Source organism: Streptomyces natalensis ATCC 27448, assembly GCF_000935125.1.
Classification (GTDB): domain Bacteria; phylum Actinomycetota; class Actinomycetes; order Streptomycetales; family Streptomycetaceae; genus Streptomyces; species Streptomyces natalensis.
The window spans coordinates 196,102-215,844 of record NZ_JRKI01000009.1 but is presented as its reverse complement, the minus strand read 5'-3'; the positions used below and the strand labels follow the sequence as shown (position 1 = coordinate 215,844).

18 protein-coding genes are annotated in these 19,743 nt (G+C 71.7%); 13 read left to right on the top strand and 5 right to left on the bottom strand.

Features of this window, described 5'->3' with window-relative positions; genetic code table 11:
* Positions 1-307: 307 nt before the first annotated feature.
* Positions 308-1,909, bottom strand: a complete 1,602-nt coding sequence (locus SNA_RS07665; protein ID WP_030068398.1) for an MFS transporter — start codon at positions 1,907-1,909, stop codon at positions 308-310.
* A gap of 115 nt (positions 1,910-2,024) precedes the next feature.
* Between SNA_RS07665 and SNA_RS07660 the strand changes: the two genes are divergently transcribed.
* The 7 genes from SNA_RS07660 (at position 2,025) to SNA_RS07630 (ending at position 10,460) form a co-directional block, all read left to right on the top strand.
* Positions 2,025-2,681, top strand: coding sequence for a TetR/AcrR family transcriptional regulator (locus SNA_RS07660; protein WP_030068399.1), 657 nt, complete (start codon positions 2,025-2,027; stop codon positions 2,679-2,681).
* Between the two features lie 214 nt (positions 2,682-2,895).
* Positions 2,896-4,101, top strand: a complete 1,206-nt coding sequence (locus SNA_RS07655; RefSeq protein WP_030068400.1) for an alpha/beta hydrolase — start codon at positions 2,896-2,898, stop codon at positions 4,099-4,101.
* Between the two features lie 109 nt (positions 4,102-4,210).
* On the top strand, positions 4,211-5,089 hold the full coding sequence (locus tag SNA_RS07650) for a DUF4429 domain-containing protein (RefSeq protein WP_030068401.1): 879 nt from the start codon (positions 4,211-4,213) through the stop codon (positions 5,087-5,089).
* A 175-nt stretch (positions 5,090-5,264) separates the two neighbouring features.
* A complete protein-coding gene (locus SNA_RS07645; RefSeq protein WP_078969750.1) occupies positions 5,265-6,800 on the top strand; it encodes a sensor histidine kinase in 1,536 nt (511 codons plus the stop codon).
* Positions 6,797-7,477, top strand: coding sequence for a response regulator (locus SNA_RS07640; protein WP_044363925.1), 681 nt, complete (start codon positions 6,797-6,799; stop codon positions 7,475-7,477). The genes SNA_RS07645 and SNA_RS07640 overlap by 4 nt, the downstream gene beginning before the upstream one ends.
* A gap of 306 nt (positions 7,478-7,783) precedes the next feature.
* Positions 7,784-8,950 (top strand): alpha/beta hydrolase, encoded by a 1,167-nt coding sequence (locus SNA_RS07635; RefSeq protein ID WP_044364058.1) that lies wholly within the window; start codon positions 7,784-7,786, stop codon positions 8,948-8,950.
* 190 nt (positions 8,951-9,140) lie between these two features.
* On the top strand, positions 9,141-10,460 hold the full coding sequence (locus SNA_RS07630) for an acyltransferase family protein (protein WP_241779572.1): 1,320 nt from the start codon (positions 9,141-9,143) through the stop codon (positions 10,458-10,460).
* A 130-nt stretch (positions 10,461-10,590) separates the two neighbouring features.
* Here the strand turns inward: SNA_RS07630 and SNA_RS07625 are convergent, their stop codons facing one another.
* Positions 10,591-11,088 carry a MerR family transcriptional regulator gene (locus tag SNA_RS07625; RefSeq protein ID WP_037791976.1) on the bottom strand — a complete coding sequence of 166 codons (498 nt, stop codon included), beginning with the start codon at positions 11,086-11,088 and terminating at the stop codon, positions 10,591-10,593.
* Positions 11,089-11,273: 185 nt separating this feature from the next.
* On the opposite strand from SNA_RS07625, the gene SNA_RS07620 reads away from it, so the two are divergent.
* Complete coding sequence (locus SNA_RS07620) at positions 11,274-12,086, top strand: serine hydrolase domain-containing protein (protein WP_044363923.1); 813 nt, start codon at positions 11,274-11,276, stop codon at positions 12,084-12,086.
* A 103-nt stretch (positions 12,087-12,189) separates the two neighbouring features.
* Here the strand turns inward: SNA_RS07620 and SNA_RS07615 are convergent, their stop codons facing one another.
* Positions 12,190-12,867, bottom strand: a complete 678-nt coding sequence (locus tag SNA_RS07615) for a pirin family protein (RefSeq protein ID WP_030068409.1) — start codon at positions 12,865-12,867, stop codon at positions 12,190-12,192.
* Positions 12,868-12,924: 57 nt separating this feature from the next.
* Between SNA_RS07615 and SNA_RS07610 the strand changes: the two genes are divergently transcribed.
* The 5 genes from SNA_RS07610 to fabF all read left to right on the top strand — a co-directional run bounded on the left by SNA_RS07610 (position 12,925) and on the right by fabF (position 18,006).
* Positions 12,925-14,109: a PucR family transcriptional regulator gene (locus SNA_RS07610; protein ID WP_044363921.1), complete on the top strand. Its 1,185-nt coding sequence runs from the start codon at positions 12,925-12,927 to the stop codon at positions 14,107-14,109.
* An 89-nt stretch (positions 14,110-14,198) separates the two neighbouring features.
* On the top strand, positions 14,199-15,155 hold the full coding sequence (locus tag SNA_RS07605) for an ACP S-malonyltransferase (protein WP_198534996.1): 957 nt from the start codon (positions 14,199-14,201) through the stop codon (positions 15,153-15,155).
* A gap of 14 nt (positions 15,156-15,169) precedes the next feature.
* Entirely contained in the window at positions 15,170-16,216 is a 1,047-nt protein-coding gene (locus SNA_RS07600) for a ketoacyl-ACP synthase III (RefSeq protein WP_030068415.1), read from the top strand.
* A 158-nt stretch (positions 16,217-16,374) separates the two neighbouring features.
* Positions 16,375-16,623 (top strand): acyl carrier protein, encoded by a 249-nt coding sequence (locus SNA_RS07595; protein ID WP_030068417.1) that lies wholly within the window; start codon positions 16,375-16,377, stop codon positions 16,621-16,623.
* Between the two features lie 117 nt (positions 16,624-16,740).
* Positions 16,741-18,006, top strand: a complete 1,266-nt coding sequence (gene fabF, locus SNA_RS07590; protein ID WP_030068419.1) for a beta-ketoacyl-ACP synthase II — start codon at positions 16,741-16,743, stop codon at positions 18,004-18,006.
* Between the two features lie 97 nt (positions 18,007-18,103).
* On the opposite strand, the gene SNA_RS07585 is transcribed toward fabF, so the two are convergent.
* Together SNA_RS07585 and SNA_RS07580 are read right to left on the bottom strand one after the other, a co-directional pair.
* A complete protein-coding gene (locus SNA_RS07585) occupies positions 18,104-18,979 on the bottom strand; it encodes an NAD(P)-dependent oxidoreductase (RefSeq protein WP_052808889.1) in 876 nt (291 codons plus the stop codon).
* 122 nt (positions 18,980-19,101) lie between these two features.
* Positions 19,102-19,596 carry a DUF3145 domain-containing protein gene (locus SNA_RS07580; protein WP_030068422.1) on the bottom strand — a complete coding sequence of 165 codons (495 nt, stop codon included), beginning with the start codon at positions 19,594-19,596 and terminating at the stop codon, positions 19,102-19,104.
* Positions 19,597-19,743: the final 147 nt, after the last annotated feature.

Below are 19,743 nucleotides of genomic sequence, written 5' to 3'. Positions count from 1 at the left end.
CGGCCGCGCAACGGATCGCCGGGCTCGATGTCCGTCGGCTCCTGTCCGGCGGGCAGGCAGGTTCCCCGGAGCGCGTCATCACGATGAGCGATGTGACGGCGAGTGCACAGGCCCGGCGTCCCTTGGGTTTCGGCGGCAGAGGCCATCCGGCGGCCCATGACGCTCAGTTGACGCCTGCGGACGGCCGTACGCCCCCTGTCCCGGACCCGTACGGACATCGGCGCCCGCCCGACGCGACGGCGCGCGGCGGCCGAGGGAGTGCCTCGACCGCCGCGCGCCGGGTGTGATCCGTCCGCCGGGGCGGGTGTCAGATGTGGCCGACGCCCGCGCCCGCCTCCGCGTTCGCGCCGCGCTTGGTGAACAGCGCCACCACGGCCGCGACGACCGCCACACCGCAGGCGACCGTGAAGGCCACCCCCATGCCGGAGACGAAGGTGTCGTGCGCGACGGAGGTGATCTTCTCGGCGATCATCTGCGGCGCGCCCTTGGGCACCGGCGCATAGCCCATGGACACCGCGTCCGACAGCTGGGACGCCTGCGCCGGCGGGACCGGCGGCAGACCGGCCTTCTGCCAGTTGCCCGGCAGGTCGTCGTCGACGCGGGAGGCCATCACCGCGCCGAGCACGGCCGTACCGAGGCTGCCGCCGACCTGCATCGCGGCCTGCTGGAGACCGCCCGCCACACCGGAGAGCTCCAGCGGGGCGTTGCCGACGATGACCTCGGTGGCGCCGACCATGACGGGCGCCAGGCCCAGGCCGAGCAGCGCGAACCAGACGGACATCGGGCCGGTGCCGGTGGTGGTGTCCAGGCCGGACATGCCGTACATCGCGACGGCGGTGAGGACCATGCCGCCCACCAGCGGGATCCGCGGGCCGAACTTGGTGATCAGGGCGCCGGCGAGCGGCGAGCCGACGATCATCATGCCGGTGAGCGGCAGAAGGTGCAGACCGCTGTCCACGGGGGTCATGCCGTGCACGTTCTGGAGGTAGAACGTCACGAAGAACAGGCCGCCCATGAAGGCGAAGGCCATCAGCACCATCAGGGCCGTACCCGCGCTCAGCGGCACCGAGCGGAACATCCGCAGCGGGATCAGCGGTTCGCGGACGCGGGTCTCCACGAAGGCGAAGAGCGCGAAGAGGACCGCGGAGCCGATCAGGAAGCCCCAGGTCTTCATATCGCCCCAGCCCCAGTCGGTGGCCTTGATCAGCGGCCAGATGAGGCAGAACATCGCGCCGGAGAGCAGGGCGATGCCGGGGAGGTCGAAGGAGCGGGGGGCGTTCTGCGCGCGGTGGTCCTTGAGGATCACCAGGCCCAGCACCAGCGCCAGGATGCCCACGGGGACGTTGATGAAGAACACCGACTGCCAGTTGACGTGCTCGACGAGCAGGCCGCCGACGATGGGGCCGCCGGCCGTGGAGGCGCCGATGACCATGCCCCAGATGCCGATGGCCATGTTGAGCTTCTCGGCGGGGAAGGTCGCGCGCAGCAGTCCGAGCGCGGCGGGCATCAGCAGCGCGCCGAAGAGGCCCTGCACCACGCGGAAGGCGATGACGAAGGCGACCTCGTGGGAGAAGCCGATGGCGCCGGAGGCGGCGGCGAAGCCGAGGACGCCTATCAGGAAGGTCTGGCGGTGGCCGAAGCGGTCGCCCAGCTTGCCCGCCGTGATCAGCGAGACGGCCAGGGCGAGCATGTAGCCGTTGGTTATCCACTGGACGTCGGCGAGCGACGCGTCCAGGTCCTTCTTGATGGCGGGGTTGGCGATGGCCACGATGGTGCCGTCCAGGGCCACCATCATGACGCCGATGGCCACGGAGAAGAGGGTCAGCCACGGATGGCCTCGCAGCCCCTTGGGGGGCTCCGGTACGGAACGTTCCGGTGCGACGTCGGCAACCGGGGTCTGAGAACTCATACCGCGAGGCTAATGTCAGTGGCTGACAGTTGACAAAGCGATTCATCAGTCGGTAACTGTCATTTAGCTCACAGGTATTCTGAGCAGCGAGAACACCATGGAGAGGCGGCGCAGGATGGCGACCCCGACGCCGCAGGCGGCACCCCCGGGCGGTCTGCGTGAGCGCAAGAAGCAGCGCACCCGCGATGCCCTGATCCGTGCGGCACTGGAGCTGTTCACGGAGCAGGGATACGAGGCGACGACGATCGACGAGATCGCGGAGGCGGTGAACGTCTCCCAGCGCACCTACTTCCGGTACTTCGCCAACAAGGAGGAGGTCGCCTTCGCCGTCCAGGAGATGGTGGAGGCGCGGTTCCTCCAGGAACTGCGCGAACGGCCCGCCGACGAGGCCCCGTTGACGGCGCTGCGCAGCGCCGTGATGACCGCCTGGGACGAGATCGGCAGCGCGATCGAGTCGATGGTCCCGGTGGAGCTGCACATGCGCGCCTACCGGATGATCGAGTCGACGCCCGCGCTGGTCGCCGCGCATCTGCGCCGCTCCTCCGACCTGGAGGAGCAGATAGCTCAACTCATCGCCGGGCGCGAGGGGCTGGACGTGGACGCCGATCCTCGGCCCCGGGTGGTCGTCGCGGCGTTCTGCGGGGTGATGCGGGTGGCCGGGAAGGTCTGGGGCGAGGGGCAGGAGTGCAGCGTGGCATCCATCCGCAGGCTGACCCAGTCCTATCTGGATCACATCGGGCCGGCCATCGCCGACACCTGGCGGGACCGGTGAGGTGCGGGGCGCGGAACGTGGTGACCTTTTTCACCATGTGACGGCGTACGGCGGCCGTTGGGGGATCGCTCCAGGCCAGGATGTGTGCAGGTCCGCGCGCCGAGCAGCCCGGCCGCCGACTCGTTGTCCGGTTTGGTCGAAATACCCGGCGCGAAACGTGATATGGCTCACGGCCGCAGAAGGGACCCTCTTCGGTCTTTTAGGGTGGCTCGCGGTGACTTCCTTCCCGGGCCTGAGCCCCTCCTTCGGTTTCCTCCAGTCCACCGCCTGGCGCGCGGCACTTGCCCTGGTGGTGGTGTTCGTGATGCTTGCGCTGACCGGCTGGACGGCCATCAGAGACACCAACGAGGACGCCAACCCCCTGGCCACCGCCAGATCGGCCTGGCAGCACGCCACCTTCCACGGGCGCCCGCTGCCCGGCCCGAAGGCCGCCCCGGCCACCGTGCGGGCCTTCTTCGCCTCCCTGGACCGCGCCGAGCAGAAGCAGCTGGCGTCCCGGTTCCCGCTGGTCGTCGGCAACATGGGCGGCGCCCCGGTGGAGCTGCGTTACCGCGCCAACCGGATGGCGATCGACCAGGACCGCGTCATCGAGAAACGCCGCATGGGCGACCGCCGGCTCACCCCCGTCGGCCGTCAGACCGCGGGCCAGCTGATGCACCGCCTCGAATCGATGATGAGCCCGGGCCGCCAGATCCTGGCCTTCGACCCCGCCGGCGACGGACGGGCGGCCGAGGTCTTCGGCAATCTCGCGACGGCCCGCCGGGTCTCCGTCGTGGTGCCCGGTGTGGACACCAACCTGTCGACGTTCGAGCGCACCGCGAAGGCGAACACCGCCCCGGTCGGCATGGCGCACTCCCTGTACCAGGCCGAGCGCACGGCGCGTCCGGGCGCCCGTACGGCCGTGATCGCCTGGGCCGACTACACCACGCCCGCCGGACTGGGCGTCGAGGCGGCCACCGGGCAGCTCGCCGAGGCCGGCGCGGTCCGGCTGCGCGCGCTCACCGAAACGCTGCCGTCGGCCACCCCCGTCTCGCTGTTCTGCCACAGCTACGGCTCCGTGGTGTGCGGCGTCGCCGCGCGCCGTCTGCCGTCCAACGTCGAGGACATCGCGGTGGCCGGCAGCCCCGGCATGCGCGCCGACAACCTCGCCGGACTGGGTACGCACGCCCGGGTCTGGGCGATGCGGGACGCCGACGACTGGATCCAGGACGTGCCGTACATGGAGGTCGGCGGGCTCGGCCACGGTGCCGACCCGGTCGATCCGGCCTTCGGGTCCCGGATCCTGTCCGCACAGGGTGCCCACGGGCACGCGGGCTACTTCGCACCCGGCACCCACAGCCTGCGCAACTTCGCGCTCGTCGGGGTCGGCGCGCTCAACTCGGTGGACTGTGCGACCTCCGACCCGCATTGCAGCGCCTGACCTCAGGGCCCCGGAGGCCGCGATTCCGGGGCGGCGGGGCCCGTGACGCGCGTAGCGCAACGTGTCGGAAGGGCGACGCGCAGGCAACCGCCCGCATACGATGAGCCGCATGGGTGATGTGCTGGCCGGTTTTCACGCCGTCTGGGAGTTCGACACGGACTCCGTGCTCATCCGCTTCGAACGGGGGATCCGCAGGCCGAGGCTGTTCCAGGCGCTCGGCGAGCGACGTATTCCGTACGAGGCGCTGAGGTCGATCGAGCTGACCGAGGGCAGACGCGGCACGGTGGTGCTGCATGCCGTGCCGCGGCAGGGCGCCGATCCCCTGATGGAAGCGGCCGACGGGCAGCTCAAGGAGGACGCCGACCCCTACCGGCTGGTGCTGCCGGCCGAACGCGCGACGCTCGCCGAGTACTACGCCGACGAGCTGCGCACCGCGCTCGGGCCCGATGCGAAGGAGCCCGCCGACCGCCATCTCGTGGCCGCGCCGGAGCCTCCGCTGCACTTCAAGGCCTACGACGGCAAGGCGTCCTTCGACGGGAACTCGGTCGCTTTCCGCTGGTTCTGGACGGGGGCGTCGTCGGCGAAGTGGAAGAGCGGCGACCAGAGCTTTTCCGTCGGTGAACTGGCCGGGGTCGAGTGGCGTTCACCGGAGATCTTCAACGGCCATCTGCGGCTGCTGGAGCGCGGGGCGCCCGAATCGGGGCCCGGCGCGGCCGATCAGGATCCGGCCGCGGTGGTCTTCGGGCTGGGGTACGGGCTGGTCCATGAGTCGTTGCCGTTCGCGGCCTCGGTGCTCCAGGCGGTACGGGCCGCGGAGCCCGCGGTGGACACCCGCGAGCGCGAGCGGGCGGGCCGGGCCGGGGACACCCGCCGGGACCCGGCCGATATCGCGGACCGGATACGGCATCTCGGCGACCTGCACGACGCGGGGCTGCTGACGGACGACGAGTTCAGCGCGAAGAAGGCCGAGCTGCTGGCGGAGCTTTAGGGGGCTGGGTGCCGCTGCGGGGTCGATGGGGCGGCGGGGCTGGTGGGGTCGGTAGGCCCCCGTTGGGCCGGTAAGCCCCGTGGGGTTGGCAGGGAGTCATACCGTGGTACGGCTCGAAAGCCCGAACCCTGGTATGACGCCCGGCCCGGAACGGCCCGCTTACATTGATTTTGCGATGTTCAAGCGATCACTCACCCCAGAACGCGAGCCGACCCGCAGCGCCGGGCACGAGTCGGCCCGCGGCCGGGCGCTGCGCGCCGCGCGGCAGGCGCTGCACGTCCTCGCCGTCGAGCTCGGCACCCCGACCGACCCCGGCACCCCCCTGTTCGGCACGGTCCAGAACCGCTGGCTGCGCCGGCTTCCCTACCTCATCGCCTTCGCCTTCACCGTGACCCTGCTGCCGACGGGCATCAGCGTCCTCAGCCACGACTACGGCATGAACGACGGCCTGGCGGGCGCCCTGGCCACCGCACAGAGCGTGCCGCTGCTGCTCGCGGTGACGCGGCCGCTCCAGGCATGGTGGGTGATCTTCGCGGCGGACGTTCTCGGCGCCATCGCCCTGACCGGCGCCGACGGCGCGGTGGGGCGCCCGTGGCCCTGGCCACCGACGGTGATCGTCGGGTATCTCGTGCTGATGCTCGCGCTGGCGCTGCGGGAGCGCAATCGCACCCTGGTCGCCGTATGGCTGGCCACCGGAGCGGCCGGAATACTCTTCGGGCCCTTCGCGCCGGAGCACAGCATCAGCACCTGGGTCCTGCTCTTCGTCCTCTCCGGCGTGATGCTGACCCTGGGCGCCGCGCTGCGGGAACGGGGCCGTGCCCAGCGGAAGTTGAGGGAACAGGAGACGATCAGCGAGGCCGAGCGCGCCCGCCGGACACTGCTGGAGGAGCGCACCCGTATCGCCCGCGAGCTGCACGATGTCGTCGCCCACCACATGTCCGTGATCACCGTCCAGGCCGCCAGTGCCCCCTACCGCATCGAGGGGATACCCGAGGAGGCCCAGGAGGAGTTCGGGGCGATCGCCGCGACCGCCCGGGAGTCGCTGGCGGAGATGCGCCGGCTGCTTGGGGTGCTGCGCAGCGAGGAGACCGAACGGCACCACGACCCGGAAAGGGCTCCTCAGCCCGGGATCGCACAGCTGCCGAAGCTGGTCGAGGGGACCGTACGGGCCGGTGTGCCGGTCGAGTTGACGCTGCCCGAGGAACCGGTGGTGCCGGAGCCGGCGGTGGACCTGTCGGCGTACCGCATCGTGCAGGAGGCGCTGGCCAATGTGGTGCGGCATGCCCCCGGCGCGCGGACCCGGGTGTCGGTGACGGCCACGGCGGACGGCTCGCGGCTGACCGTACTGGTCGTCAACTCCGCCCCGCCCGCCCCGTCCGCGCCGCTGGAGCCCGATGGCACCGGGCACGGACTGATCGGGATGCGGGAGCGGGTGCGGCTGGTGGACGGCTCGCTGGACACCGGGCCGCTGCCCGACGGCGGCTTCCGGGTCGCGGCCCGGCTTCCCCTGACGGGGGCCACGGCCTCGGCGACGGCGGGCACGCCCGGCGCCGCGCTTCCCGGCTCCGCGCCTCCGGATCCCGCGCCTCCCGAACCCACGTCTCCGGATCCCGCGCCTCCGGACTCCCAGTCTGCCGGTTCCGCGTCTCCCGGGTCGCCGTCCCTGCGCCCCGACCCGCCCCTCTCACCGAAGGATTCGGACTCCGCATGACCACTCGGGTGATCATCGTCGACGACCAGGCCATGGTGCGGGCGGGTTTTGCCGCGTTGCTCGCCGCGCAGAGCGATATCGATGTGGTGGGTGATGCGCCGGACGGGGTGCAGGGCGTGGAGCTGAGCCGCCGAGTGCATCCGGACGTGGTGCTGATGGATGTACGGATGCCGGAGATGGACGGGCTGGAGGCGGCCCGTCGGCTGCTCGATCCACCCCCCGGCGTCACCCACCGCCCGAAGGTGCTGATGCTGACCACCTTCGATGTCGACGACTACGTCTATGAGGCGCTGCGCGCGGGCGCGTCCGGGTTTCTGCTGAAGGACGCGCCGCCGGTCGATCTGATCTCCGCCGTTCGCGTCGTGGCCGCCGGTGAGGCGCTGCTCGCGCCCTCGGTGACCCGCCGGCTGATCGCCGACTTCGCCCGACGGCGCCCCGCGCCCCGTAAGAGCCGCGCGGGGCTCCAGCTCAACGGCCTCACCCCGCGCGAGACGGAGGTCCTGGAGCTGATCGCCCGCGGCCTGTCCAACCAGGAGATCGCCGATGCGCTGGTCCTGGCCGAACAGACCGTGAAAACCCATATCGGCCGCGTCCTGGCCAAGTTGGAGCTGCGGGACCGCGCCCAGGCCGTGATCTTCGCGTATGAGTCGGGACTGGTCGCGCCCGGGGACCGGTGACGCGTGACGGGTGGGGCCGGCCTCGCCGAGAGAGGTGGCCGGACCCGCCGAGAGGTGTGGCTTGCCCCAGTGAAGGGCTGCCCGGTGAAAGGGGGGACAGCCCCAGTAAGGGGGTGTGGCCTGCCCTTACGTCCTGAGGACGACCGGGTCCGCGGCCTCATACCCCGGTAGCACCCAGGAGTTGGCCCCCTGGTGTGACGCCGCGTCATACGTCCGTTCCGTACGTTTCCCTCCGCCGCACCACCGGAAGAGGGAGACACCACCATGCCCGTGCCGAGCACCCCCATGCCCGTGCCGCGCACCGCCATGTCCGTACTGCGCACCGCTGCACTCCGCAGCAGGCGCACGCTGATCGCCGCCGGGCTGGCGGTGGCGGTCGTCGCCGGGACGGGCGGCTGGGCGGCCGGCTCGGCGCAGACCGCCGTGACCGGCCCTGCGCCGGGGGCCGCCGCCTGGCGGGCGGATCACTCCCTGGGACGGTCGCTGCCCGATCCGGCGACCGCGGCACCCGCCGCCGTCGCCCGCTTCTTCGCCTCGCTGACCGACGCCCAGCGGCATACGCTCGCGGCCCGGCACCCGCTCACCGTGGGAAACCTCGACGGCACGCCCGTCCCCCTGCGATACGAGGCCAACTCCCTTGCGCTGAAGGCGGAACGGGCCCGGCAGCTGGCCCGGGCAACCGACCCGGCCGGCACCCCCCAGGACCGCCAACAGGCCCGGAAGGCCGCCGACCGATGCGCCGAACTGCTCGCGCCCGGCCGTCATATCCTCGCCTTCGACCCGCGCGGCCGGGGCCAAGTGGCAGAGGTCCACGGGGAGATCACCACCGCCCAGCGCGTCGCCGTGATCGTGCCCGGCTCGGACATCGATCTGGGCTCCTTCGACCGCGCCCAGGACCCGTACGGCACGCCGACCGGTATGGCCACGGCGTTGCGCCGGCAGATGGCGGCCAGCGCGCCCGGGACCCGTAGCGCGGTGATCGCCTGGGCCGGGTACACCACGCCGGTCGGTCTCGGGCCGGACGCCGCCACGGGGCGGCTGGCCGAGGCCGGGGCGCCGCGGCTGGCCCGTCTCCTGTCCGGCCTCGCCGCCACCGGCGTACCTGCCCCCGCCGTCTTCTGCCACAGCTACGGCTCGGTGGTCTGCGGGCTGGCCGCACCGACGACCCGCCGCGGCGAGATCGCCGATCTGGTCGTCTTCGCGTCCCCCGGGATACGGCGGGAGAGCGTGGCGGAGCTGCATACGCCGGCACGGGTGTGGGCGGCGCGGGACGCATCCGACTGGATCGGCGACATCCCGAACGTGGACCTCCTGGGCCTGGGCCATGGCGAGGACCCCACCGACCCGGCCTTCGGCGCCCGCCGGGTCCCCGCCGCGCGGGCCAAGGGCCACACCGGCTATCTCGCCCCCGGTACGGACTCCCTCCGCAACTTCGCGGCCATCGCGCTGGGCCGCTACGGCGAGGTGCGCTGAGCCCCGGCGCAGGTGGCCCCGGAGCCGCGCGCCTTTCCCCGTCCCCGCCCCCGTACGCAGTCCGTCACTACCCCGCGAGAACTATGTCGCTCCTCCCTCGTCCCCCCATGCCTCCCACACCTCCCCCACCCCCCACAGTTCAGATATATCCCATATATCCCATATCTCCTACGAGAACCAAGGACGTCTTATGGCCACCGTCGCTCCTCTCGTACCAGCCGGCTACCCCGGCCCCACCGGCCGAACAGGCCGGGCCGGTCATGCCGGTCGTGCATCCCGTACCGCCCGTACCGCCCGCGCCGCGCTCCGCACAGCAATCCGCTCCATAGAGGACCGGACCCCCGCCCACCGCGACCGGGCCATCGACGGCCTGCGCGCGCTCGCGCTGCTCTCCGTACCCACCGGGCACTGGCTGATCTGCGGCTTCACCCGGGACGCGGACGGTGCGCTGCACAACGCCAGCCTGCTGACCGCCCTCCGCGTGCTGGCGCCGCTCACCTGGGTGCTGCAACTGCTCGGCATCTTCTTTCTCGTCGGGGGCCACGCCTCGGTGCTGTCGTACCGGCGCGCCACCGGGCGGGGCATATCGACGGCCCGGTGGCTGGGAGGGCGGCTGGCCCGGCTGGGGCGGCCGGTGATCGGGGTGACGGCGGTGTGGGCCGCGCTGCTGCCCCTGCTCTACCGGCTGGGCGTGCCCACCGCCACGCTGCGGACGGCGGCGACGCTCGTCATCCAGCCCCTGTGGTTCGTCGGTGTGTACGCGGTGGTGACGGCGCTGACGCCGTGCTGCATCCGTGCCGCGCGTCGGCTGGGCGCGTGGTCCGCGGCACCGCTGCTGGTGTCCGTAGGAGCCGTCGACCTGCTGCGCTACGGGCCGTACGCCGCGGCCTTGCCCGGCTGGCTGGGCCTGCTGAATCTGCTGCCGGGCTGGCTGTTCGCCTACCAACTCGGGGTCTGCTGGGGCGAGAAGAGACTGGGGCAGCGTGCGGCCTGGGTGCTCCTGGCGGGCGGCGGCGCCCTGTTCGCGCTGCTCCTGTTGGCGTTCGGCTATCCCACGAGCATGGTCGGCGTACCCGGCCAGGACCGTACGAACTCCCATCCGCCGTCGCTGCTGGTCCTTGCCCTGGCGGCGGCGCAGTCGGGTGCCGCCGTCCTGCTCCGCGACCGGATGGCGCGGCTGTTGCGGCGGCCCACCGTCTGGGCGCCCGTAGTCGTCATCAACCTCTGCGCGATGACGATCCTGTGCTGGCACCAGACGGCGATGCTCGCCTCGGCCGTGCCGGCGGCACCCTTCCTGGGTGCCGTCCCGGGCCTCACCTCCGTCCCCGATGCGCCGGGCTGGCTCCTGGCACGGCTGGCCTGGATGCCGCTCTTCGCCTTCACCCTCGTCCTCCTCGCGCGCCTCACCCGCCGCTTCGAGGCCCCCTGGACCGGCGCGACCGCCGCCCGCCGGACCGCGGCCGCGCTGCTCGCCGCGGGATTCGCGGTCTTCGCGCTGGGGCTCGCGTAGGACCCCCGGCGGGCGGCGCGAACCGCCGCGCGCCATGGCCCCAGCCCGCGGGCTCAGGACGAGAGTTCCGGACGGGAGCTCGGCCCAAGGACTCAGGCCAAGGACTCAGCCCAAGGACTCAACCGCGAGCTCAGGCCCCCTCGGCCCCCCGCCGGGCATCGGCATAGATATTGATCTTGTAGTCGAGGACCAGCAGCGTGCTCTGCAACTCGGTTATCCGCTCCAGGACATCCTCGCGATGGGCGGCCAGCAGCTGCTCGCGTTCGGCGAAGGTGGCGTCGCCCTCGCGTACGAGCTCGGCGTAGCGGACCATGTCCGCGACCGGCATACCGGTCAGCCGGAGCTTGCTCACCAGGTGCAGCCAGTCCAGATCGCGGTTGGTGAAGCGGCGCTGGCCGGTGTGGGTGCGGTCCACATGCGGCATCAGCCCGATGCGTTCGTACCAGCGCAGGGTGTGGGCGCTGAGGCCGGTGTGCTCGGCCACCTCGCCGATCGTGTACCGATCGCGCCCGGTCGGGCGCGGGTGCGGGGGCGTGGGGGCGCAGCCGCTCGGCTGGGACAGAAGCTGCGGTTCGTCCTGCGAGCCCCGTTCGTCCTGCGTGACCGGCGTCACCGTCGTGATCGTCATGCATCCACCCCCATGTACCCGTGTGCCCGTGTGCCTGCCGGAAAGTCCGACGGCAACTCCGGCGGCAATTCCGACGCTCTCAACCCCCCAACGCTAAAGACTTCGAGTGCACTCCCGGCAAGCGCGGATCCCGATCATTCTTGACCGGAATTTGAGGCGGCCGGGGCACCCCGTAGGCTCGGGACATGCAGAGCCTGCGGATGATCGAGAACTGGCCGGTGCCCACCGCTGCGGCCGCTGTCGTACGGGCCGACGGCACGGTGGCCGGCGCCCACGGGCCGCTGGAGCGGCGCTTCCCGCTGGCGTCCGTGACCAAGCCGATCGCCGCGTACGCCGCGCTGCTGGCCGTCGAGGAGGGCGCGGTCGAGCTGGACGAGCCGGCCGGGCCCGAGGGATCGACGGTCCGTCATCTGCTGGCGCACACCTCGGGGCTGGCGTTCGACGAGCAGCGGACGATGGCTGAGCCGGGCACGCGGCGGCTGTACTCCAACACCGGCTTCGAGGCGCTGGGCGACCACATCGCCAAGGCGACCGACATCCCCTTCGCCGACTATGTCCGCGAGGCGGTGCTCGAACCGCTGGGCATGGACGCGACCGAGGTGGCCGGTTCGCCCGCCAAGGACGGCGTCTCCACGGTCGGCGACCTGATCCGTTTCGCGGCCGAGCTCCAGGCGCCGCGGCTGCTGGCGCCGCAGACGGTGGCCGAGGCGACCTCGGTGGTCTTCCCCGGGCTCAGCGGTGTGCTGCCGGGCTACGGGCACCAGAAGCCCAACGACTGGGGGCTGGGGTTCGAGATCCGGGACGGGAAGTCGCCGCACTGGACGGGGTCCGCGTCCTCGCCGCGCACGTTCGGGCACTTCGGGCAGTCCGGGACGTTTCTGTGGGTGGACCCGGAGGCGGGCGCGGCCTGTATCGCGCTGACCGACCGGGCCTTCGGCCCGTGGGCCATCGAGGTCTGGCCGCAGCTGACCGACGCGGTGCTGGCCGAACTCGGCTGAACCGGACCGCGCACCCGGCCACCGAACCACCCGTGAACCGGCTCCGGCCACCCGTGAACCGGCACCCGCTCGGCCTCCGGCTCCGGCCGTGGCAGCCCCCCGCCTACCCGTAAACCCGCTCCGGCTCCGCCCCCATCTCCCACATCAGGCATTCCGCCGCGTCCGTGGCCAGCAGTTCCAGGCCCCGGCCGTCGGTGATCCGGGCCGCATCGCCGGACCCGAGGCTCTCCTCGCCGAGCCGCACGGTGCCCCGTACGACATGGACGTAGGCCCGCGCGGTATCGGGGACAAAGGCGCGTTCCCCGGGGGCGAGACGGCGCACATGCAGCGTGGCGCCGGCCTGCGGGAGGGCGTACGGGGTGCCGTCGGCGATACCGCGGACCACCTCGTAGGACGGTTCGCCGCCGAAGGAGCCGGGGGCCAGCCACATCTGGACGAAGCGCAGCGGCGCCGCGGAGTCGTTGCGTTCGATGTGCCGCACGCCACCGGCGGAGCCGAGCCGCTGGAGGTCGCCGGGCCGTACGGTGGTCTCGTGGCCGGCCGAATCGCGGTGGGTCAGCTCGCCCTCGATCACCCAGGTCACGATCTCCGTGTCGCGGTGCGGATGCTCGTCGAAACCGGCCCCGGGTGCGAGCCGCTCCTCGTTGCAGGCGATCAGCGCACCGAAGCGGAGGTTGTCCGGGTCGAAATGCGGCCCGAAGGAGAACGCGTGGAACGTCCTGATACCGGCATCCGGGTCGCCGCCCCGATAGCGTTCCTCGCCTCTGTGCACCTCGATCATCCCGCCACCGTAGCCCCGCCGCGTCCGCTCCCCATCCCGATAGGGCAGGCTTGTCCCGTGTCTGAACCCGCATCGCGCGACGCGCACCCGCACTCCGCGACCCTCCGCCGCCTGGAGCAGTCGTCCGGCAAACTGGCGGCCGCGGCCATCGCCCGCATGGATGCCACGCTGCCGTGGTACCGCGCGATGCCTCCGGAGAACCGTTCCTGGATCGGCCTGGTGGCGCAGGCCGGAATCGCCGCGTTCACCGAGTGGTTCCGGCACCCGGAGACCCCGCAGGCGATCAGCACCGATGTCTTCGGCACGGCGCCGCGCGAGCTGACCCGGGCGATCACACTGCGGCAGACCGTGGAGATGGTCCGCACCACGATCGAGGTCATGGAGTCCGCGATCGACGAGGTCGCGGCTCCGGGCGACGAGTCCGTACTGCGCGAGGCGCTGCTGGTCTACGCGCGGGAGATCGCCTTCGCCACCGCCCAGGTCTATGCGCAGGCCGCCGAGGCGCGCGGCGCATGGGACGCCCGGCTGGAGTCGCTGGTGGTCAATGCGGTGCTGTCCGGGGAGGCGGACGAGGGGGCCGTATCGCGGGCCGCGGCCCTTGGCTGGAATTCGCCCGAGCATGTGTGTGTGGTGCTCGGGACGGCTCCCGACGGGGACAGCGAGCTGACCGTGGAGGCGATCCGGCGGGCGGCGCGGCACGCCAAGCTCCAGGTGCTGACGGGGGTGCTGGGGACGCGTCTGGTGGTGATCGCGGGCGGTTCGGACAATCCGCTCAAGGCGGCGAAGGCGCTGATCGGGCCGTATGCGGCGGGCCCCGTGGTGGCCGGTCCGGTGGTCTCCGATCTGCTGGCGGCGACCCGGTCCGCGCAGGCGGCGGCGGCCGGGCTGCGGGCGAGCGCGGCCTGGCCGGACGCCCCGCGGCCGGTGCTCGCCGACGATCTGCTGCCCGAGCGCGCGATGGCCTCCGACCCGGTGGCGCGGGAGCAGTTGGTGGAGGAGATCTACAGACCGCTGGAGGAAGCGGGCTCGGCGCTGCTGGAGACGCTGAGCGTGTATCTGGAGCAGGCGAGCAGCCTGGAGGGTGCGGCGCGGATGTTGTTCGTCCACCCCAACACCGTGCGCTATCGGCTGCGACGTGTGACGGACGTCACCGGATGGTCACCTTCCGATGTGCGCTCGGCGTTCACCCTCCGTATCGCGCTGATTCTGGGGCGTCTGGCTGACGGTGAGGCGCAACCCTAGACTTTTGTCCGACACCAACAATTCCCCCGATGGTTCTTCGTCCCTGTCCCCACGGGCGGGCGGGACCTCCCACAAGAGAGAGTGTGAGGGTGCTCGTACTCGTCGCTCCCGGCCAAGGCGCTCAGACGCCCGGCTTCCTGATCCCCTGGCTCGACCTTCCCGGTGTCGAGGACCGGCTCCGTGAGTGGTCCTCCGCCATCGATCTGGATCTGATCCACTACGGCACCAAGGCGGATGCGGACGAGATCCGCGACACCGCGGTGGCGCAGCCGCTGCTGGTGGCCTCCGCCCTGGTCTCCGCCCGGCAGCTGTGCGCGACCGGCGAGGACGTCTCCCGCCTGGCCGGCGCCGTCGCCGGGCACAGCGTGGGCGAGCTGGCCGCGGCCGCGCTGGCGGGAACGCTGACCGACGCGGCGGCGATGGAGCTGGTGCGCCGCCGCGGGCTGGCAATGGCCGAGGCCGCCGCCGTCACCGAGACGGGCATGGCGGCCCTTCTGGGCGGCGAGGAGTCCGTCGTCCTGCCGCATCTGGAGCAGCTGGGCCTGACCCCGGCGAATGTGAACGGCGCCGGTCAGATCGTCGCCGCGGGCACCGCCGAACAGCTGGCCGCGCTGGCCGAGAACAAGCCGGAGGGCACCCGTCGGGTCGTGCCGCTGAAGGTCGCCGGTGCGTTCCATACTCACCACATGTCGCCCGCCGTATCGGTCCTGGAGGCCGCGGTCACCGAGCTGCCGGCCGCCGATCCGCACACGCCGTTCGTCTCCAACCGCGACGGCCAGGTCGTCACCTCCGGCCAGGAGTTGGTGCAGCGGCTGGTGGGCCAGGTGGCCAACCCGGTGCGCTGGGACCGCTGCATGGAGACCTTCAAGGAGCTCGGGGTGACCGCGATCATCGAGGCGGCTCCGGGCGGCACCCTGGTGGGTCTGGCCAAGCGCGCGCTGCCCGGTGTGGCGACCCTTGCGCTCAAGACCCCGGACGACCTCGACGCGGCCCGCACGCTCATCGCCGAGCACGCTTCTCCCGCAGCCGACCTCTCGGCCGAATAAGGAGACCGAAGAGCATGACCTCGAAGATCAAGCCGGCCAAGGGCGCCCCGTACGCGCGGATCATGGGTGTCGGCGGCTACCGCCCGACCCGTGTCGTGCCCAACGAGGAGATCCTCAAGCACATCGACTCGTCGGACGAATGGATCCGTTCGCGCTCGGGCATCGCCACCCGCCACTGGGCGGGCCCGGACGAGACCGTCGCGATGATGTCGGTGGAGGCCGCCGGCAAGGCGATCGCCGACGCGGGCCTGACGCCGGAGCAGATCGGCGGCGTCATCGTCTCGACCGTGTCGCACTTCAAGCAGACCCCGGCGATCGCGACCGAGATCGCGCACCGTGTCGGCGCGGGCAAGCCGGCCGCCTTCGACATCTCGGCGGGCTGTGCGGGCTTCGGCTACGGGCTGACCCTGGCCAAGGGCATGGTGACCGACGGCTCCGCGGAGTACGTCCTGGTCATCGGCGTCGAGCGGCTCTCGGACCTGACCGATCTGGAGGACCGTGCGACGGCCTTCCTCTTCGGTGACGGCGCGGGTGCGGTCATCGTCGGCCCCGGCAAGGAGCCCGCGATCGGCCCGACCGTATGGGGTTCGGAGGGCGACAAGTCCGAGACCATCAAGCAGACCCTCGCCTGGGACGTGTACCGGAGCACTCCGGTCCCCGGTGGCGAGGGGCCCCAGGAGCGTCCCGCTCCCGAGGAAATCCGGTACCCCGCCATCACCCAGGAGGGCCAGGCGGTCTTCCGGTGGGCGGTGTTCGAGATGGCGAAGGTCGCCCAGCAGGCGCTGGACGCGGCCGGAGTCAGCCCGGACGACCTGGACGTCTTCATTCCGCACCAGGCCAATATGCGGATCATCGATTCGATGGTGAAGACCCTGAAGCTGCCGGAGAGCGTGACGGTCGCCCGCGACGTGGAGACCACCGGCAACACCTCGGCCGCCTCGATTCCGCTCGCCATGGAGCGGCTGTTGGCGACCGGACAGGCCAAGAGCGGGGACACCGCGCTGGTCATCGGCTTCGGGGCGGGTCTCGTCTACGCCGCGACGGTCGTTACCCTCCCCTAGGCAAGAGTGCACAGCGCCGTACGAGAACGTCCTTACCGGTCGCGTACGGGCCGTTGTGCAGGGCTTCACCGCTTCACCGTAAATACCGCAGTACATCGCAACAACCGCAGTGAACCGCAGGAACCTGCGGTTTCCCCTATGACCGAAGGAGCGCCACCATGGCCGCCACCCAGGAAGAGATCGTCAAGGGTCTCGCCGACATCGTGAACGAGATCGCCGGCATCCCCGTCGAGGACGTCAAGCTGGACAAGTCCTTCACCGACGACCTGGATGTCGACTCTCTGTCCATGGTCGAGGTCGTCGTCGCCGCCGAAGAGCGCTTCGACGTGAAGATCCCGGACGACGACGTCAAGAACCTCAAGACGGTCGGCGACGCGACCAAGTACATCCTCGAGCACCAGAGCTGATCCAGCTCGTCCGGAGCTGACCGGCTCCTTCGGCAGCCGACCCGGCTCCGGCGCCTGTCGCCACCTGGCGGTGGCGCCGTCGATTCAGACCCCTCTACCCGTGGAGTAAGAATTCCCGTGAACGCGACCAATCGCACCGTGGTCGTCACCGGTATCGGCGCAACCACACCGCTGGGTGGCGACAGCGCTTCGACCTGGGAGGCCCTGCTCGCCGGACGCTCCGGTGTCAGCACCCTCGAACAGGACTGGGCTGCCGAGCTGCCCGTCCGCATCGCCGGGCAGATCGCCGTGGAGCCCACCGAGATCCTGCCGCGCCCGCAGGCCCGCAAGCTGGACCGCTCGGCGCAGTTCGCGCTGGTCGCGGCCCAGGAGGCATGGAAGGACGCGGGCTTCACCGCCAAGGCGGGCGAGGACACGTCGATCAACCCCGACCGTCTGGGGGCCGTCATCGCCTCCGGCATCGGCGGGGTGACGACCCTGCTCGACCAGTACGACGTGCTCAAGGAGAAGGGCGTCCGCCGCGTCTCCCCGCACACCGTGCCGATGCTGATGCCGAACTCGCCGTCCGCCAACGTCGGCATCGAGTTCAATGCCCGCGCCGGTGTCCACACGCCGGTGTCGGCGTGCGCGTCGGGCGCCGAGGCCATCGGCTACGCCATCGAGATGATCCGCTCGGGCCGCGCCGACGTCGTCGTCGCGGGCGGCACGGAGGCCGCCATTCACCCGCTGCCGATCGTCGCGTTCGGCAACATGATGGCGATGTCCAAGAACAACGACGACCCGCAGGGCGCCTCCCGCCCCTGGGACGTCAACCGCAACGGCTTCGTGCTCGGCGAGGGCGCGGGCGTGATCGTCCTGGAGTCCGAGGAGCACGCCAGGGCCCGCGGCGCCACGATCTACGCGGAGGCCGTCGGCCAGGGCATCTCCTCCGACGCCCACCACATCACGCAGCCCGAGCCGTCCGGCAACGGCATCGCGGCGGCGCTCCAGAACCTGCTCGGCAACACCGACCTCGATCCCGCCGAGATCGTGCACGTCAACGCGCACGCGACCTCGACGCCGACGGGTGACGTCGGCGAGCTCAAGGCGCTGCGCAAGGCATTCGGCGACGACCTCGACCACATGGCGGTCACCAGCACGAAGTCGATGACCGGTCACCTCCTGGGCGGCGCCGGCGGTGTCGAGACGGTGGCCACGGTCCTCGCGCTGAAGAACCGTGTCGCCCCGCCGACGATCAACGTCGAGACCCTCGACCCGGAGGCCGATGCGGACATCGTCCGCGGCGAGGCCCGCCCGCTGCCGGCCGAGGGCCGCATCGCGGCGCTGAACGACTCGTTCGGCTTCGGCGGCCACAACGTCGTGCTCGCCTTCCGCACGGTCTGAGGCCCGCCCCGGCCGACGCACAAGGGCCCGCCCGGTACACCTACCGGGCGGGCCCTTCGCCGTGCTCGCCTCCCGTGCGCCGGCGACCGGCGCGCGCTCAGTCCTCGAAGCTGGCGAAGTGGGCCGCGGCGCCGTCCTCGTGGCCGTGGCCCTGTTCCTCGGCCCGGCGGAGGCGCTCGGCGGCCGCCTCCGCCAGATCCGCCCGGACTCCGGACCGGCGGGCGGCCTCGGTGATCAGCCGGACGTCCTTGCGGGCGGCGGAGACGGTGAAGCTCGCCGAATAGTCACCGGCCAGGATCAGCTCGGACTTCATCCGCAGATACGGCAGGTCCAGCGGTCCGCCGGCGACCGCGGCGAGGAACTCGCGCGGGTCCAGACCCAGCCCCTTGGCCAGCGCCAGCGTCTCCCCCGTGCCGGTGACGACGGTCATCACCCAGCTGTTGACGACCAGCTTGAGACGGCTGGCGGCCCCGCTCGCGCCGTCCTCCCCCACCCACTGGGTGCGGCTGCCGACGATCCCGAAGACGCGCTCGGCGCGCTCCCGTACGTCCGGGGAGCCGGCCGCCAGGATCGTCAACTCGCCCTTTTCCGCGGGTGCCTTGGTGCCCAGTACGGGGGCGTCCACGAACCGCAGTCCGTGGTCGTCGGCGAAGCGGGCGAGCGCGGCGAGCGCCTCGTCGCCCACCGTGCTCATCTGGAGCCACAGAGCGCCGGCGGGCAGTGCCGGGGCGGCCTGCCGCAGCGCGTCGAGGACGGCCGGGCCGTCGAGCAGCATCGTGAGGACCACATCGGCGCCGTCCACCGCCTGCGCGGGCGTGTCGGTGACGCGGACCCCGTCGGCGGAAAGCGGTTCGGCCCTGGCTCGGGTGCGGTTCCAGGCGCGGACGTCGAGTCCGGCGCGGGCGAGGTTGCGGGCCATGGCGGCGCCCATGATGCCGGTGCCGAGGACCGCGACTGAGATGGTGTCAGGCATGGGGTGAACGCTAGGTGCTGGAGTGCGCTCCAGGTCAAGGCCGCACGAGGCGGCGCGGGCCGTGCCCGTCGGGTCCGCTCCTCAGACGACCCGGTGGAGACAGCGGACCTGCGCCTGGCTCCTCATACGACTTGGTGCAGCCAGCGCACCGGGGCGCCCTCGCCCGCGTACCGGAACGGCTCCAGCTCGTCGTCCCAGGGCTTGCCCAGCAGCTTGGCGACCTCGGCGGCCAGTTCCGTCTCGCCCCGCGCGGAGCGGGCGACCGCGGCGCGCAGGCGGTCCTCGGGGATGAGGATGTCGCCGTGGATGCCGGTGACGGCGTGGAAGATGCCCAGGTCCGGGGTGGAGCTGTAGCGCTCGCCCTCGGCGGTGGCGCACGGCTCGGCGGTCACCTCGAAGCGCAGCAGATGCCAGCCGCGCAGCGCGGAGGCCAGCTTGGAGGCCGTACCCGCTTCGCCCTGCCAGGAGAACTCGGCTCTCCAGGTGCCCGGGGCCGCCGGCTGCCGGATCCAGTCGAGGTTGACGCGCACACCGAGGACGCCCGCCACGGCCCATTCGACATGTGGGCACAGGGCGCGCGGAGCGGAGTGGACGTACAGAACTCCACGTGTCGTCACCGGGACCTCCAGTGCGGTTCGAGGTTCGCCTTCCCCAGCGGCCTCGTGCCCGTTGCGGTTGCGGCCGGGACAGTCGACATTCTGCCCCATTGATCACTTCGGCACCAGCATGCGAGGTGACCTACAGTAAACACCATTAGCCGTAAT

What these genes read in the sequence shown, in the direction of transcription:
- SNA_RS07620 (WP_044363923.1), top strand. Translation starts at nt 11,274, where the DNA reads ATGCAGAGCCTGCGGATGATCGAGAACTGGCCGGTGCCCACCGCTGCG.
- SNA_RS07630 (WP_241779572.1), top strand. Translation starts at nt 9,141, where the DNA reads ATGGCCACCGTCGCTCCTCTCGTACCAGCCGGCTACCCCGGCCCCACC.
- SNA_RS07600 (WP_030068415.1), top strand. Translation starts at nt 15,170, where the DNA reads ATGACCTCGAAGATCAAGCCGGCCAAGGGCGCCCCGTACGCGCGGATC.
- SNA_RS07615 (WP_030068409.1), bottom strand. Translation starts at nt 12,867, where the DNA reads ATGATCGAGGTGCACAGAGGCGAGGAACGCTATCGGGGCGGCGACCCG.
- SNA_RS07625 (WP_037791976.1), bottom strand. Translation starts at nt 11,088, where the DNA reads ATGACGATCACGACGGTGACGCCGGTCACGCAGGACGAACGGGGCTCG.
- SNA_RS07635 (WP_044364058.1), top strand. Translation starts at nt 7,784, where the DNA reads ATGTCCGTACTGCGCACCGCTGCACTCCGCAGCAGGCGCACGCTGATC.
- SNA_RS07595 (WP_030068417.1), top strand. Translation starts at nt 16,375, where the DNA reads ATGGCCGCCACCCAGGAAGAGATCGTCAAGGGTCTCGCCGACATCGTG.
- SNA_RS07640 (WP_044363925.1), top strand. Translation starts at nt 6,797, where the DNA reads ATGACCACTCGGGTGATCATCGTCGACGACCAGGCCATGGTGCGGGCG.
- SNA_RS07665 (WP_030068398.1), bottom strand. Translation starts at nt 1,909, where the DNA reads ATGAGTTCTCAGACCCCGGTTGCCGACGTCGCACCGGAACGTTCCGTA.
- SNA_RS07585 (WP_052808889.1), bottom strand. Translation starts at nt 18,979, where the DNA reads ATGCCTGACACCATCTCAGTCGCGGTCCTCGGCACCGGCATCATGGGC.
- SNA_RS07645 (WP_078969750.1), top strand. Translation starts at nt 5,265, where the DNA reads ATGTTCAAGCGATCACTCACCCCAGAACGCGAGCCGACCCGCAGCGCC.
- SNA_RS07650 (WP_030068401.1), top strand. Translation starts at nt 4,211, where the DNA reads ATGGGTGATGTGCTGGCCGGTTTTCACGCCGTCTGGGAGTTCGACACG.
- SNA_RS07660 (WP_030068399.1), top strand. Translation starts at nt 2,025, where the DNA reads ATGGCGACCCCGACGCCGCAGGCGGCACCCCCGGGCGGTCTGCGTGAG.